General features: G+C 70.6%; 18 protein-coding genes. 3 read left to right on the top strand and 15 right to left on the bottom strand.

Features of this window, described 5'->3' with window-relative positions:
- Window positions 1-8 precede the first annotated feature (8 nt).
- The 13 genes from ACFQPD_RS04155 to ACFQPD_RS04095 form a co-directional block, all read right to left on the bottom strand.
- Window positions 9-689: a MerR family transcriptional regulator gene (locus ACFQPD_RS04155; RefSeq protein ID WP_068751445.1), complete on the bottom strand. Its 681-nt coding sequence runs from the start codon at window positions 687-689 to the stop codon at window positions 9-11.
- Window positions 689-1,174, bottom strand: a complete 486-nt coding sequence (locus ACFQPD_RS04150) for an FHA domain-containing protein (RefSeq protein ID WP_353082156.1) — start codon at window positions 1,172-1,174, stop codon at window positions 689-691. Before ACFQPD_RS04150 ends, ACFQPD_RS04155 begins: the two co-directional genes overlap by 1 nt.
- 87 nt (window positions 1,175-1,261) lie before the next feature.
- Complete coding sequence (locus ACFQPD_RS04145; protein ID WP_068751443.1) at window positions 1,262-2,017, bottom strand: DUF881 domain-containing protein; 756 nt, start codon at window positions 2,015-2,017, stop codon at window positions 1,262-1,264.
- A complete protein-coding gene (locus ACFQPD_RS04140) occupies window positions 2,010-2,342 on the bottom strand; it encodes a small basic family protein (protein ID WP_068751442.1) in 333 nt (110 codons plus the stop codon). The genes ACFQPD_RS04145 and ACFQPD_RS04140 overlap by 8 nt, the downstream gene beginning before the upstream one ends.
- A gap of 13 nt (window positions 2,343-2,355) precedes the next feature.
- Window positions 2,356-3,102, bottom strand: a complete 747-nt coding sequence (locus tag ACFQPD_RS04135; protein ID WP_385898712.1) for a DUF881 domain-containing protein — start codon at window positions 3,100-3,102, stop codon at window positions 2,356-2,358.
- Between the two features lie 17 nt (window positions 3,103-3,119).
- Window positions 3,120-3,707 (bottom strand): CDP-alcohol phosphatidyltransferase family protein, encoded by a 588-nt coding sequence (locus ACFQPD_RS04130; protein ID WP_385898710.1) that lies wholly within the window; start codon window positions 3,705-3,707, stop codon window positions 3,120-3,122.
- Window positions 3,708-3,711: 4 nt separating this feature from the next.
- Window positions 3,712-4,764, bottom strand: a complete 1,053-nt coding sequence (locus tag ACFQPD_RS04125; protein WP_385898708.1) for a glycosyltransferase family 4 protein — start codon at window positions 4,762-4,764, stop codon at window positions 3,712-3,714.
- Window positions 4,761-5,588 carry a hypothetical protein gene (locus ACFQPD_RS04120; protein ID WP_385898706.1) on the bottom strand — a complete coding sequence of 276 codons (828 nt, stop codon included), beginning with the start codon at window positions 5,586-5,588 and terminating at the stop codon, window positions 4,761-4,763. The genes ACFQPD_RS04125 and ACFQPD_RS04120 overlap by 4 nt, the downstream gene beginning before the upstream one ends.
- 1 nt (window position 5,589) lies before the next feature.
- A complete protein-coding gene (locus ACFQPD_RS04115; protein WP_385898703.1) occupies window positions 5,590-6,126 on the bottom strand; it encodes an HIT family protein in 537 nt (178 codons plus the stop codon).
- On the bottom strand, window positions 6,119-8,155 hold the full coding sequence (thrS, locus tag ACFQPD_RS04110) for a threonine--tRNA ligase (RefSeq protein WP_385898702.1): 2,037 nt from the start codon (window positions 8,153-8,155) through the stop codon (window positions 6,119-6,121). Before thrS ends, ACFQPD_RS04115 begins: the two co-directional genes overlap by 8 nt.
- 73 nt (window positions 8,156-8,228) lie before the next feature.
- Window positions 8,229-8,513 (bottom strand): GNAT family N-acetyltransferase, encoded by a 285-nt coding sequence (locus ACFQPD_RS04105; RefSeq protein ID WP_385898699.1) that lies wholly within the window; start codon window positions 8,511-8,513, stop codon window positions 8,229-8,231.
- A 9-nt stretch (window positions 8,514-8,522) separates the two neighbouring features.
- Window positions 8,523-8,930, bottom strand: coding sequence for an aminoacyl-tRNA deacylase (locus ACFQPD_RS04100; protein ID WP_385898697.1), 408 nt, complete (start codon window positions 8,928-8,930; stop codon window positions 8,523-8,525).
- A 34-nt stretch (window positions 8,931-8,964) separates the two neighbouring features.
- Window positions 8,965-9,846, bottom strand: a complete 882-nt coding sequence (locus ACFQPD_RS04095; RefSeq protein ID WP_385898695.1) for a DMT family transporter — start codon at window positions 9,844-9,846, stop codon at window positions 8,965-8,967.
- A 189-nt stretch (window positions 9,847-10,035) separates the two neighbouring features.
- On the opposite strand from ACFQPD_RS04095, the gene ACFQPD_RS04090 reads away from it, so the two are divergent.
- The 3 genes from ACFQPD_RS04090 (at window position 10,036) to ACFQPD_RS04080 (ending at window position 13,579) form a co-directional block, all read left to right on the top strand.
- On the top strand, window positions 10,036-11,793 hold the full coding sequence (locus ACFQPD_RS04090) for a hypothetical protein (RefSeq protein WP_385898692.1): 1,758 nt from the start codon (window positions 10,036-10,038) through the stop codon (window positions 11,791-11,793).
- A gap of 29 nt (window positions 11,794-11,822) precedes the next feature.
- Window positions 11,823-13,040 (top strand): hypothetical protein, encoded by a 1,218-nt coding sequence (locus ACFQPD_RS04085; protein WP_385898691.1) that lies wholly within the window; start codon window positions 11,823-11,825, stop codon window positions 13,038-13,040.
- 98 nt (window positions 13,041-13,138) lie between these two features.
- The gene (locus ACFQPD_RS04080) at window positions 13,139-13,579 is read left to right on the top strand and encodes a PTS glucose transporter subunit IIA (protein ID WP_385898689.1); all 441 of its coding nucleotides are present in this window, start codon (window positions 13,139-13,141) and stop codon (window positions 13,577-13,579) included.
- A 2-nt stretch (window positions 13,580-13,581) separates the two neighbouring features.
- Here the strand turns inward: ACFQPD_RS04080 and ACFQPD_RS04075 are convergent, their stop codons facing one another.
- Window positions 13,582-14,535 carry an aldo/keto reductase gene (locus ACFQPD_RS04075; protein ID WP_385898686.1) on the bottom strand — a complete coding sequence of 318 codons (954 nt, stop codon included), beginning with the start codon at window positions 14,533-14,535 and terminating at the stop codon, window positions 13,582-13,584.
- An 18-nt stretch (window positions 14,536-14,553) separates the two neighbouring features.
- Window positions 14,554-14,799, bottom strand: a complete 246-nt coding sequence (locus tag ACFQPD_RS04070; RefSeq protein ID WP_385898684.1) for an SDR family NAD(P)-dependent oxidoreductase — start codon at window positions 14,797-14,799, stop codon at window positions 14,554-14,556.
- Window position 14,800: the final 1 nt, after the last annotated feature.

Genomic DNA, 14,800 nt, shown 5'->3' with positions numbered 1-14,800 from the left:
AAGCCTACTCAGTGCATCTGTCCGTGCAGGAGAGCCGCGTGCGCCTGCATGACGACGCGGTAGAGGTCCATGACGACTTCCTGCGGGGGGCCGGATCGGCGCCGATAGGGTTCGAGTGCCTGTTCCACGACCGCCGCGTCCATGGCCGCCGCCTGCTGCATGACCCGAAGTTGCCGTAGATCGATGCCGTAGCTCGTCAGCTTCTTGGCCGCGGACGCCAGGGCGACGGCCTCGCGTCCGTAGAGCTGCGATCCGCGCCGCGGATGCACGATCTTGAGGCGCTCCAGCTGGATGAACGCGGCCTCGGCCAGTCCCGACTCCGCCAACACCTGGCGGCGCGTCATGAGCCCGGGGGTCGGGCCCTGCCTGGAGGGGGGCCGCGGGTCCGGACTCGCTTCGGGGTCTGGGTCCGGTGCCGCGAGGGACGGCGGCTGCTCCCCCCGGTCCAGGGCCTCCAACTCCTCCCGGATGACCTTGAGGGGCAGGTAACGGTCCCGCTGGGCGCGCAGCACGTACAGCAGCCGGTCGACGTCGTCCTGGCTGAACCGCCGATAGCCAGACGGCTGCTGCCGGTCCGGCGAGATCAGGCCCTCCGCCTCCAGGTAGCGGAGCTTGGACACCGAGATGTCGGGGAACTCGGGCCGGATCATCTCCAGCACGCGGCCGATGGTGCGCGCCGCGCCAGGCATCAGCTCAGACCGGACTCGCCCAGCGAGATCGTGGCCCGGTACTTGCCGATCTGGATCTCGTCCCCCTCGCGCAGCAGCGTGCGCCCGTCGAGGAGCGTGCGGTTGACGTACGTGCCGTTCAGGCTCCCCAGATCCTCCAGGTAGAGCTTGCCGCCGCTGCGCACGAACTTCGCGTGGTGCCGCGACACCGTGATGTCGTCGAGGAAGATGTCCGACTCGGGGTGGCGGCCGACGTTGGTGATGTCGCTGTCGATGAGGAAGGACGCGGAGTCCCCGCGCCCACGGTTGACGACGAGCAGGGCGTTGCCGGCCGCGAGCGTGCGGACCTCCTGTAACTCCTGGTCGGTCAGCTCGACCGGGCGGTCCTCGCTCGTGACGGGGAACATCGTCGTGGTGTCCCCGGTGGGGTCAGTCAGCGGAGCGCCGCATTCGCTGCAGAACCGCGCTTGTGCGGGGCTTTCCGTTCCACATTTGCGGCACTTCATCGCTGCACACTCCTGGATAGTCCGGTCAGGCTCGATCTCTACGGATCAACGCTACCCTGAGGAACTTATCACCCTCTGACAAGTGGATCAGCGCGGTGTGGCGAACTCGTTGTCCTCCGGTTCGACGACGGTGGTGATGCTGACCTCGTCGAGTTGCGTGATCTGCACGCGGCCACCGACGCGCTCGCCCTCCACCTCGCTGACGAGGCCCCCGCGGAACCGGGCGCCGGCCTCCAGCGTCGCCGGATCGCCGATGGCCTCGATGACGTACGGCGCCTCGAGCGCGACGCCGTCGGCCGTCAACCGCCCTGAGTCGTCGGTGCCGAACCAGGAACTCATCACGAGCCGCACCGAGTCGTTGAGTTCGATCACCTCGGCGCCTGCGTCCCGCAACTCCTCGACGGCGTCCAGCAGCAGTTCGGCGCTCACCCGGGCTCCCGGATCCTGGATCTCGAGCCGGACGCCCGGCCCCGACACCGCGACCGTCCCGGCGATGATCTGCGCCTGCTCGAGCCGCCGCTCGGCCTCCTGCCGGGCCGCCTCGTCGCGATCGACGCCGCTGAGCAGTTCGCTCTGTGCCTGCTCCAGCGTGCGCACCTCCTCCTCCAGGCGCCGGGTCTCCGCGGTGACGTTGTCGAGCAGCTGGATGAGATCGGCCTGGCGGACGTTGGCGAACTCCGGCTGGTTGGCCTGGGAGCGCAGCGTGAGGACGACGATGAGCGCGGTCAGGAACAGCGCGACACCGGCGACGAACTGGCCCCTGCTGGGGCGCAGGAAGTCCCGCAGGAGTCGTCGCGGGGGCGCGTCCGTCGCGCGGCGAGGTTCGGGGGCGGGATCAGGCATGCAGCAGCGCCCTCCGGATCGCGGCGGCGTTGGTGAAGATGCGAATGCCGAGCACGACGACGACGCCGGTCGACAGCTGCGACCCGACCCCGATCTGATCGCCCACGAAGACGATCAGCCCCGCGATGATGATGTTGGACAGGAACGACACCAGGAACACCCGGTCGGAGAAGATGCCCTCCAGGTAGGCACGGGTCGCGCCGAGGATCGCATCGAAGGCCGCCACGATCGCGATCGGCAGATAGGGCGCGAGGACCGGTGGCAGGGTGGGTTGCAGCAGCAGGCCCACGGCCACTCCGGCGATGAGTCCCAGGATCGCGAACACTGGTGTGAGCTCCTCAGTCTGTGGTGGCGTAGCGGATCGCCATGCCGGGGTCGGCGGGCAGGACGAGGTCGTCGTCGGCCTGCTCGATGGTCATGGTCAGGCCGTAGTTGGCCGTGATGAACTGCCACCAGGCGGCGGCAGGGGTCTGGTTGAAGCGCGCCTGCAGGGTCGCGGGGTCGCCGATCACCTCGACGCGGTAGGGCGGGCTCAGCGACACGAAGTCCACCGTGATGGCCGCCCCCGCCGCGCGGATCGGGGTGAGTGTGGTGATCCGCCGGCCGTTGATCGCCACGGCCTCGGCCCCTGCCTGCCAGAGACCGTTGACGAGCCGGCTCAGATCGCTGTCGAGCACGAGGCCGTTGTCCGTACCGCCCTCGGCCGCGTCGTCGACGGTGACGATGATGCCGGGGCCGGCGACGGGCACAGCGCCGGCCGCCGTCTCCACGGCGCCGAGGCGTTCGCGCTGCGTCGGGTCCCCCAGCGCCTCTTCGCCGAGTTCGCGGACCTCCTGCTCGAGGGCCGCAGCCCGCTCGGCGAGGTCGGATTGCCGGGCGCGCGCGGTCGCGACCCGGTCCAGCAGGTCCGCGCGCTGATCGGCCTCGGCGCCAGCGCCTCGCGTGGTCTGCAGCAGCGCGACGGTGACCAGGGCGACGATGAGGGTGACCGCCACGAGCAGCGGCAGCCGCGTCGGCCCGCCGGGACCCGCGACGCGGTACTCGGGCTCCAGCGCGCCCTCGGCCACGTCCGTGAGCAGGCTCATGCTGGCGTCGGGACGCCTCACACGCCGCTCCGGTTCAAGCGGACGGTCTCCCGCACGTACAGGATGCCGGCCGCCCAGTACACGGCGGCTCCGAGTGCCCCGAGGATCCACCCGGCCCAGTGCGCCCAGGTGAGGTCGAGGGACGAGGGCGCGCCCAGCAGGATGAGAGGCAGCGCGAGCAGCAGCAGCATCGTGCCGGCCTTGCCGACGATGTTGACGGGGAGGGCGAGCATCCCGTGCCGGCGCAGCACGGGGATGAGCCCGGCGAGCATGAGGTCGCGCGCGACAAGGATGACGACGAACCACCAGGGCACGATCCCCCGGATCAGCAGGACGACGACCGCTCCCAGGATGTACAGGCGGTCCGCGACCGGATCGAGCCGGGTTCCGAGGCGGCTGCGCTGCTTGAGCGAGCGGGCGAGGTGCCCGTCGAACCAGTCGGTCACCCCGAACAGGGCGAGCATGGTGACGGCCGCCACATCGTGTCCAGCGAGGATGAGCCAGCAGAAGACCGGGATGCCCAGCAGCCGGATGAACGACAGCGCGTTGGGCAGCGTGAGGACCGCCTCGGTGTCCCAGGCCGGGACGGGGGGCTGAGTCTCCACCCGCTCAGCCTACGTCAGCCCCGGTGGCACGTGTGGTCACGCGCCCGTAGAGCTCGACGATCCGCGGCCCGACGTGGTCCCAGCTGTAGCGCTCGGCGAGGGCCCGGGCCGCGGCCGGCGGCGGGGGGTCGTCGAGCCGACGGCGGAGCGCGGCACGGGCGGACACCACGTCGTCCACGGGGAACCAGGAGATCACCCCGGGATGGTCGACGACGGCGCGGAACGCGGGCAGGTCGCTCGCGACCACGGCGCAGCCGTGGGCAAGGCCTTCCAGCAGGATCAGCCCGAAGGACTCGCCGAAGCGGTTCGGCGCGACCAGGACCGTGGCCTGGTCCAGGATCTCGGCCGCGGCCCGGTCGTCGAGGCGGCCGAGTTCGCGCACCCCGGTCGCCCCGGGACCTCCCGGGCCGATCGCCACGAAGTCCGCCTCAGGCACCGACTGGGCCAGAGCCGCGAAGAGCGGATAGCCCTTGCGCGGCTCGTCCTGACGGCCGAGGAAGACCACCAACGGCCGTCCTGCGGGGCGGGCCGGGGCCGGGGGCGGCATCGTGATGGCGTTGGGGATGATGAGCGGCTCGTAGCCGATGGCGGCGCGGGCCGTCGCCGCCGCCGCGGCGGACACGGCGACAGAGATCCGGTCGGCGGGCAGGCGGGAGGCGCGCACTCGCAAGGTGGTGGCGAGGTGGGCGGGGTCGAAGCTGGCGTGGTGCGTCACGACCAGCGCCGACGACGCGCGAGCCGTCGCGTACCCCGCCCCCGGCGTCAGGGGCTCGTGCACGTGGACGACGTCGGCGTCGGCCACGGCTCTCACCGCCATGACACGCTGCCGATGGGAGACGGCCAGTCGGGCCACGGATCCGTTGAAGCGGAAGGCGCTGGCCGAACCGAGCAGCACCACCGGCACGCCGCGGTCGACCTCCTGCTCCCCCGGCGCGACGACGACGGGGTCGTGTCCCTGTTCCAGCAGCCACCGTGCGAGCCCCAGGACGTGGGTGGCGACGCCCCCTGGCGTGTCCAGCGAGTAGGGGCACACGAGCGCGACGCGCAGCCCGGTCATCGCAGCGCCTTCCGCAGCATGAGCCAATTCTCCGGGCTCGCGCGGATGGCGGAGGCGAAGTGGGCCACGACGCCCTGGAGAAGCTGGGTCACGTCGCTGCCCTCGATGGGGTCCGACACGTCGATCCGAAGCCGCCTGCCTTCGAACCGGGTGGTGGCGGCCCGGAGGTGGGCGCCGGTGCGCAGCGCGAGGAGCGCGGGGCCGGCCGGCACGGTGATCCGGACCTGGTCGCCGCCCGGCCAGTCGACGGTGACCCCGTGGCTGGACAAGGCGCGGTCGCTCACCAGACAGACCAGGCGTCCCGCGTGCACGTCCTCGGCGAGCCTGTCCAGCACCTCGGGTTCGTCCACGGGGTAGACGGTGATGCCCATGGCGGCGCGCGCGTCGCGGAACCGCTCGTAGAGACCGTCGGGCAGCCGCTCGGCGACACTCACCACCGGCAGCCCGGTCCGGGCGGCCCAGGCGCCCGCGCAGTCCCAGGAGCCCATGTGCGGCAGCGCCACGACCAGCCCCGGCCCGGCGGCGGACGAACGCAGCTTCTCCGCGTCGAGGTCACTGATCACCACGGCGTCGACGATGTCGTCGGCGGACCAGCCCGCCAGCCCGAGCGACCACAGGGTGTTGCGCAGCCAGTTCTCAAGCATCAGGCGCCGCTGCCGTCGCGTCGGTGCCTGCCCGGTGGCCTGCAGGATGGTCCGCTCCCAGGCGCGCACGGGCGCCGGCGGGCGGAGATTGATCACCGGGGCGGCGAGGCGGGCCAGGAGATCGGCCGTGCGGCGCGTGACCCTCCGGCCCACCCGCCAGGTGAGCAGCGAGAGGGACACCTCACTCCTCCCAGGCGGCGGCGAGCAGGTCCCGGGCATCCCCGAGCAGCTGGGGCAGGGCCCTCGTCCGGGCCACGATGGGCAGGAAGTTCATGTCCCCCGTCCAGCGCGGGACGATGTGCTGATGCAGGTGCATCGCGATACCCGCGCCGGCCACTTCGCCCATGTTCATCCCGATGTTGAATCCCTGCGCCCCGGAGACGCGCCTGATCACCCGTATCGCCCGCTGGGTCAGCTGCGCGATCTCCAAGGTCTCCTCGGGCGTCAGGTCCGGGTAGTCGCTCAGGTGCCGGTAGGGGCACACGAGCAGGTGCCCGGGCGAGTACGGGAACAGGTTCATCACCACGTAGGCGTACGTTCCCCGCGCGACGATGAGCCCGTCCGCGTCCTCGCGCCGCGGTGCGCTGCAGAAGGGGCACTCCCCCGGGTGTGTCGGCTTGAGGTCTCCCTGGATGTAGACCATCCGGTGCGGCGTCCACAGGCGCTGGAAGGCGTCGGGGACGCCCGCCAGAGCGTCGGTGGACTCCACCTCAGGCATCGGCGCTGGGTGAGGTGTTCGTGCGCGAGCCGATGACGTCGATGATGTGCGCCACGGCCTCGTCGACAGGCACCTGGTTACGCTGTGAGCCGTCGCGGAACCGGAACGAGACCGCGCCGGCGTCCCGGTCGTCGCCGCCGGCGATGAGCACGAACGGCGCCTTCTCCTTCGCGGCGTTGCGGATCTTCTTGCCGAATCGGTCGTCGGAGTCGTCGAACTGGACCCGGACGCCCGCGGCCCGCAGCCGGGCGACGACGCCGTCGAGGTAGTCGTTGAACTCCGCCGCGACGGGGACCGCGACCACCTGCACCGGCGACAGCCACGCGGGGAAGGCCCCCGCGTAGTGCTCGATGAGGACGCCCATGAAGCGCTCGATGGACCCGAACTTGGCCGAGTGGATCATCACGGGCCGCTGCCGGCTGCCGTCGGACGCCGTGTACTCGAGCTCGAACCGCTCCGGCTGATTGAAGTCGTACTGGATGGTCGACATCTGCCATGTGCGGCCGATGGCGTCCTTGGCCTGGATGGAGATCTTGGGCCCGTAGTAGGCGGCGCCGCCCGGATCCGCCACGACGGGCAGACCGGACTCGTGCGCGATGGCCTCGAGGATTGCGGTGGCCTCGGCCCACTGCTCGTCCGACCCGATGAACTTGTCCGCCTTGCGGCCGTCCTCGTCGCGGGTGGACACCTCGAGCGCGACATCCGTCAGGCCGAAGTCCGTCAGCAGCGACAGGATGAAACGCAGCAGGTGGCGCACCTCGTCGGGGGCCTGTTCCTTCGCGCAGTAGCTGTGCGAATCGTCCTGCGTGATCGAACGCACCCGGGTGAGGCCCTGGACCACGCCGGACTTCTCGTCGCGGTAGACAGTGCCGAACTCGAAGAACCGGAGAGGGAGCTCGCGGTACGAGCGGCCGCGCGAGGAGAAGATGAGGTTGTGCATGGGGCAGTTCATCGCCTTGAGGCGGTACGCCTGCCCGCCTCGCACCACGGCCCCCTGTTCGTCACGCTCGGCGTCCTCGAGGAGGGGCGGGAACATGCCGTCGGCGTAGTACGGCAGGTGCCCCGAGGTGTAGAAGAGGTCCTCCTTGGCGATGTGCGGCGTCCCGACGTAGTCGAAGCCCTCCTCGATGTGTCGGGTGCGCACGTAGTCCTCCATGGCGCGCTTGATGACGCCGCCGCGGGGATGGAAGAGGGGCAGGCCGGAGCCGACGACCTCGTGGAAGCTGAACAGGTCCAGCTCGACGCCGAGCTTGCGGTGGTCGCGCTTGGCGGCCTCCTCGAGGCGGTGCTGGTAGGCCTGCAGGTCGTCCTTCGACGGCCATGCGGTGCCGTACACGCGCTGGAGGGCGGTGTTGCGCTGGTCGCCGCGCCAGTAGGCGGCCGACGTGCGGGTCAGCGCCCAGCCGTTGCCGAGGTATCCGGTGTGCGGGATGTGGGGACCGCGACACAGGTCCTTCCAGGCGACCGAACCGTCCCGGCGGACGTTGTCGTAGATGGTGAGCTCGCCGGCGCCCACTTCCACGCTGGATCCGTCGGCGTCCGTGGATGACCCCTTGTCGGCGATGAGTTCAAGCTTGAACGGCTCTTCGGCGAGCTCGCTCCTGGCCTCCTCGTCGCTGACGACGCGGCGCACGAAGCGCTGCCGTTCCTTGACGATCTGGCCCATCTTCTTCTCGATGGCCTTGAGGTCCTCGGGGGTCAGCGCTCCCGTGGCGAAGTCGTAATAGAAGCCGTCGGTGATCGGCGGGCCGATCCCGAGCTTCGCGTCGACGTGCAGGCTCTGCAGGGCCTGGGCGGTGACGTGGCCGGCCGAGTGGCGCAACACGCTGAGCCCTTCCGGGCTGTCGATGGTGACGGGCTCGACGACGTCGCCGTCGTTCAGCTCGCGGGCGAGGTCGCGCAGTTCACCGGCGACCCGCATCGCAACGACGGTGCGGTCCTCGCCGAACAGGTCGAGACCCGTCGTCGTGGTGGTCAGCGTCACCTGTTCCGCATCGTCGTTACGGCGGACGGTGATGACTCCACTCATGGGGTCTCCCTCGGATGTGCTGACAGGACAAGGCCATTCTGCCCCCGGCGGGGGCGCCCCGTCATCTCGGGCGTCAGGCGCGCAGGTCGGCGTACTCCGGGTGCCGGTCGAGGTATGTGGCGATGAACGGGCAGGTCGGCCGGATCATCAGGCCGGTGTCGGCCGCGTCGGCGACGGCGTGGGCGACGAGGCGGTTGCCGTAGCCGTTGCCCCCGTGCGCCGGGTCCACCTCCGTGTGATACATGTCCATGACGTCGCCATCGACCCGGTAGTCCACCCGCCCGATGAGCTCGTCGCCGAGCCGCAGTTCATAGCGGTTGCGGGCGTCGTTCCTGGTCACGGTCGTCTCGTCGCTCATGGCGCGAGACTACCCGGCGGAGATGGGAGCCACCAGCGCCCGGGTCACCCTGACCAGGTCCTCGAGGGTCAGCTCTACGTCGAGGCCGCGCCGCCCGCCCGAGACGAAGATGGTGTCGTGACGTCGCGCGGAGCTGTCCACGACGGTCGGCAGCGCCCGCTTCTGCCCCACCGGGCTGATGCCGCCCACCACCATGCCTGTGGCGCGCTCCGCGGCGGCGGGATCGGCCATGGCCAACCGCTTCGCCCCGAGGGTGGCGGCCAGTGCCTTGAGATCGAGCGCGTGGTCCACGGGGACCACGCCTACGACCAGGCGGGTGCCGTCAGTGGCGAGGAGCGTCTTGAACACCCGCTCGGCGGGCACGCCGAGCGCCGCCGCGGCCTCGAGCCCGAAGTTCCGCTCCCTGGGGTTGTGCACATACTCGTGTACGCGATAGCCGGCGCCTGCTTGATCAAGCGCCTTCAACGCGGGTGTTCCCGACGGTGATCTGGCCACGTGCCCTCCTCGTCGCCGCTGTCCGGATCGCGCCCGCCGACGCGGCGATGACCGCGGCCATCGCCAGCCACTCCAGCGGGCGCAGCCATTCTCCCAGGACCAGCCAGGCGAACAGCGCCGCGGCGGCCGGCTCGAGACTCATGAGCACCCCGAACGTCCCCGCGGAGATCGAGCGGCGCGCGTGCAGTTCGAGCCCGTACGGGATGACGGTGCTCAACAGGGCGACCATGGCCATGACTCCCAGGACGCGAGGGTCGCGCCACGCCCCGTCGGCGAGGGCGAGGCCGGGACCGGCCAACAGGAGGACGCCGAACGCGCTGCCGACGGTGAGCCCCGTCGCCCCCTGCCAACGGCGGCCCAGCGGTCCGGCGAGCGCGATGTAGGCGGCCCACAGGGCGCCGGCTCCCAACGCCAGCGCGATGCCGACGGGGTCGTGCGCGGTCGGTCCGGCGCCCAGGAGCACCACGCCGACGGCGGCGAGCGCCACCCACAGGAGGTCTACCGCGCGGCGGGATCCCAGCACCCCGAGCGCCAAGGGCCCGACGAACTCGAGAGTGACCGCCAGCCCGACGGGGATCCGCGCGAAGCTGAGGTAGATCAGCGCGTTCATCCCCGCCAGACAGACGCCGTACCCCGCCGCGACGACCCAGTCCCTCCGGGATCGCCCGGTGAGGCGTGGGGGCGCGATCGCGAGGAACACGACGCTGGCGATGGCCCCGCGAAGGAGTGCCAGGGTCGCCGGGTGCGCGAGGTCGAACGCGCCTTTGGCCAGGGACGCGCCGAACTGGACGGAGGCGATGGCGACCAGCACGAGGACGACGGGATGGACGCGGTTCACACCGCGACCCTAGCCCGGCCGGGTGAGGACGTGTCGCGGCCGTCCTCACCTTCGGTCACCGGAGCACTCGACGTTCGTCGGCGGTGGCGGTCACCTTCGGCCCGACTCTTGGCTAACTTGTGTTCACAGCTGGGTCGTCCGGCGTCGATCGGGGCAAATGGTCCTGCCAGGGGGGTCTACGGTCCCCCCGTGACGAGACTCCTGACCCTCTGGGCGACCGCGGCGGTCGCCCTCGCCGCGCTGGCGCCGGCGCTGCCCGCGCAGGCCGAGACCAGCGGAATCGCCTCGGGCGTCGACTCCGCGCGCGGCTGCGTGTACAACGGCTTCGACTACGTGCCTCCGCCCTCCGGTATCGCCGTCGGCCCACACTGCTTCTCGACCCCCGACGCGTCGAGAAAGCCTGTCGTCGCGGCGGTCGACCCGGGCAAGACGGCTGCGGATCTGGCCGCGGTCCAGCGCTGGTCGCCGCTGCATCCGGACCACTACGTGGCGGAGGGCACGATGGCCACGCGCCTGGTGGGCGCGGCTCCCCGCGCCGCCAACTCCGCAGCCATCGCGAAGTTCGTCTCCGACGCCCTCCCCCGCAAGTATCTGCCCGACACGCTCGATCCGTGGCTGCGGATGGGGGTCAACGTCGGTGGCGGCGTCCACGCGCACGACAACATCCCGATCTACACCGTCGACTCGTCGAACCCCCACCAGGCGTTCGCCACCTTCGTCTCCACCGACGCCCGGGTGGTGAACTTCCCGCGCCTGGTCCAGGTGACCACGGGGCGGCTTCCCATCCCGACCTGGGCCAAGCCCTCGGACGGTGGGGACCGAGCGTTCGCCACGTTCGACGTCGCCACCGGCATCATGCGCGGCTACTACGGCGTCACCAAGGGCGGCGCGAGCGGCAACGAGTGGCACTTCGCCGCCTCGGGCTACTGGTACGGCGACCCCACGACCAGGACGGCCGGCCCGGGCAACTACTGGCTCGGCTACCTCACCGGCTCCAGCTCCGTCATCGGCATCAGCAACGAGCTGACCCAGATCGGCGCCGAAGAGGTGCGCCGTGGCGAGATCAACCACATGGTCTCGGTCACCTTCCCCGACTATCTCAAGGGCACCATCTCCTTCCCGGCGAAGCAGACCGACGGTGGGCTCGACCCCGCCGCGTTCCCCGCCGCACCGGCTGCCGGGCAGGTGTTCACGTTCCCCCGCGGCTTCGACGTCGACGCCTACGTCAGGGCCAACGGCATCGATCCGACGATGGCCGCGGTGATGCGGGCGGTGAAGAAGTACGGCGGAATCGTGGCGGACCGCAACGCCTTCGTGATGGCACTGAACTTCGAGCACCCCTACGGCATGGGCGACGGCGTCAACCCGTGGAAGACGGATCCCGTCCTGTCCGCGCGCATCAACGGGCTGAAGCAGAACGCCTTCCCGTGGGCGCTGACGGAGTGGCTTCCCGTCGGCTACGCCGGCCACCTCACCAACGCCGCGGACCAGGCACCGGTGACACCGGCGCCGAGCGCTCCCACGGCACCCGCCGTCGAGCAGCCGCGGCCCACGGGCGTCTACTACAACCCTGGCTACGCGACCTCGGGCGGACGGAAGTGGTTCACGCGGTGCGAGCCCTACAGCACCACAGAGCGCTGCTTCGCCTACATCTGGGCCACCGAGGTCGTCCAGACCCGGACCGGCTGGAGCACGCGCTGGAACTGGGTGTTCAACAACCTGTCGTACCTGCCGGCCACCCGGGCGAGCTGGGGATCCAACCCGCTCGCCAACACGGGCACCTTCACCTCCGGCGGTCGGTCGTGGAAGACGTCGTGCGGCGACGAATGGACCGGGGACAACGGGTGCCGCGCGTTCATCCGCTCCCGCGTGCCGGTCTACCGCGACGGTACCTACCGCTACGAGGACCGCTGGGTCTTCAACAACGTCATCGCCTTCAACGGCTGACCCTCCTCCCCCCACCCCAAGGAACATCCATGCTCAGAACCCGCCTGGCCGCCACCGTCGTGGCAGCCGCCGCCCTCACCGCGCCCCTGATCGGCCCGGCCGATGCCGCGCCGAAGGTCCGAGTTCCGGGACCCGCAGCCGGAATGACGCTGTTCGCCACCCACCCCATGGCATCGAAGACGGCCTTCGACTCCTCCGCGCCTGATCAGATGAACGGCGGCACGTACTGCGACACCGGCAAGCTGTGCCCCGTGGGACGCACGATCATCGACATGAACGTCGACCGCAATGGGCAGCTCGTCGCCGGGTACGGCGACTGGGGATACAACGCAGACACCCACACGGTTCCGGAAGGCCGGATCGCGGCCGTGCCCCTCGACCTGGCCGCGGCGAGCTGGGGCGACCCCCATCTCGTGCTCAGCGAGGCCATCGAGGTCGTCCGTCGGGCGCCGGACGGCTCGCTGTGGATCCCCAAGACCGACCCGAGCGGGCATGCCGGGGCCACGTCGGGGGTCGCCACGAATGCGTCCGGGACATGGCGAAACATCGACGACGGCCTGAACATGATCCACACCTTCGATGTGTCCGTCGGCGAGGGCGGCAGCGTCTGGCTGTTCGGCGCCAGGTACGCCGCCGCAGGGGCTTCGGGGGTCGTGGCGACGAGCACTGGCACCTCCGCGTTCGCCGCGAGCCTTGAGCACCGCGACGACGGACTGCTTGACTGGTCGCGCTTCTACTCCGGCGTCCTCACCCCCGATGGCACCGTGCACGCCGGCATGAGCTGGTCCGTGGGCACGTTCGTCCTCAAGTCAGGATCCTGGCAACAGGACACCGGCCGGGCGCTCTCCCAGCAGCCTCGACTCACGGAGCGTTTCGCCGGTGGGTACGTGACCGTGCCGTGGGTCAGGCCGGTCTACGTCGCGGGAGGGGTGCAGCGGGAGCTTGGGTATCCCGAGGGAATCAGCCTGAGCGCCACGGTGCGCGACCTGTATGTGGACTTCGACGGCGCCTTGTTCTACTTGGCCGACACGACCGTCGTCCGGGTCGACCCCACGACTCTCGAGTCGCGCATCATCGCCACCGGAGTCGACGGCACCTCGATCGTGGTGCACGGTGGCCGCGTCTATGCGGGATCCACCGAGGGACGGATCTTCCGGTCCGTCGCGCTCGACACCGACGGCGTGGCCGACGAACCGACCACCGCCTCGGCCCCCACCAAGGGGAAGGGCGGCGGTCGCAAGGGCTGATCGTCGCGCCGGGCGCGGTCAAGGGTCCGGACACGCCCCGCTGCGGTGGCAACGGCGATAGTCTCGCATCGTCATCGACATCCGAAGGAGTGTGTGTGATGCAGATCCTCGCGCCGTGCGCCGGCAGCGTCGTTCCCATGGCTGAGGTGCCGGATCCGGTCTTCAGCGCGCAGACCGTGGGACCCGGGGTGGGCATCCGCCCCCGGGCCGGCCGTCAGACCGTCGTCTCCCCCGTCGACGGAGTCCTGCTCAAGGTGAGCCCGCACGCCTTCATCGTCCTCGTGGGCGGCGACACCGGCATCCTCGTACACGTGGGCATCAACACGGTGCGCCTGGCCGGCGAGGGCTTCGAGGTCCACGGGCAGCAGGGCGCCACCGTGGCCGCGGGCGATCCGGTGGTCAGTTGGGATCCCGCGACCATCACGGACCCGGGCATGGACACCACCGTCGTGGTCGTGGTCATGGATGCCGCGCCGGACAGCATCAGCGACGCCGCCGTCGGCGACGTCACCGCCGGCGATCCGCTCTTCGTGAGCTGAGCTCAGGGAGCGAAAAGCTCGTCGACGGCGTCCAGCAGAGCCCGCGGCACCTGGGCCTCGCCGGCCGCGGCGTTCTGCACCACCTGGTCGACCTGGGTCGCCCCGGCGATGACGGACGAGATCGAGGGGCGGCTCAGCAGCCACTGGAAGGTGACGTGGAGCATCGGGACGCCCGCGTCGTCGCAGAGCTCCCGGTATCTGTCGAGCAGGTCCCAGTCGACGTCGCCCAACTGGGCCGACTTGATGGTGCGCATGCGGCCCTGGCCGCCTCCGTCGGCGGTGTACTTGCCGGTCAGCAGGCCGTTGGCGAGGGGGAAGTAGGGGAAGACGCCCAGGCCGAGCTCGACGGCGGCAGGTAGCAGGTCGAACTCGATGTCCCGCGAGAGCAGGGAGTACTCGTTCTGCGCCGAGATGAACGACTCGTACTCCTCCGCCAGCGAGATGTCCGCGGCCTCGCGGGCCATCGCGCCGGAGAAGTTCGAGTGGCCGATGTAGCGGACCTTGCCTTCGCCGACCAGGTCCGTCAGGATCGCGAGCGTCTCCTCGATCGGAGTCTCCGGGTCCGGGGTGTGCATCTGCAGCAGGTCGATGTGGTCGGTCCGAAGCCGGCGGAGGGAGGCCTCGACGGCGGAGCGCACGTAGCGGCGCGCCCCCTTCGGCCCCCAGGCGTCAGCGCCCGGCATCGCGAAGTCCTGATGGCCGAACTTGGTGGCGATGACCACCTGATCGCGCCGGTCGTGCAGCGCCTCGCCGAGGAACTCCTCGCTCTGCCCGGGGCTGCCGCCGTAGATGTCCGCCCCGTCGAAGAAGGTGATGCCGTGATCGACGGCCGCGTGGATGACGCGGATGCTGTGCTCAAGGCTCTCCGTCGCGGTCCTGGGGCGGGAGAAGTTGTTGCATCCCATCCCGACGACGCTCACGCGGAGATCAGAGGTGCCGACGTTGCGCTGCTCCATGAAGCCACCCTAGCCGGATCACCAGCAGCAGTAGCCCCCGTCGACCAGGAGGTCCGCGCCGGTGACGTGGCTCGCCACGGGCGCCGCCTCACCTCCCAGCGCGCGGATGTCAGCGACCGTTGCCTCGGCACTCGTCCCGCTGCGTGACGCGCAGCCCACGCGGGCCCCGGCCTGGGCCAGGGCCACCGCGACGGCACGCCCGATCCCCTGGGAGGCGCCCGTGACGACGGCGACGCGTCCGCGCAGCGAGAACGAGTCGTCCATG

Source organism: Tessaracoccus sp. O5.2 (assembly GCF_964266725.1).
Taxonomy (GTDB): domain Bacteria; phylum Actinomycetota; class Actinomycetes; order Propionibacteriales; family Propionibacteriaceae; genus Arachnia; species Arachnia lapidicapta.
This window is presented reverse-complemented; position numbering and strand designations above follow the sequence as displayed.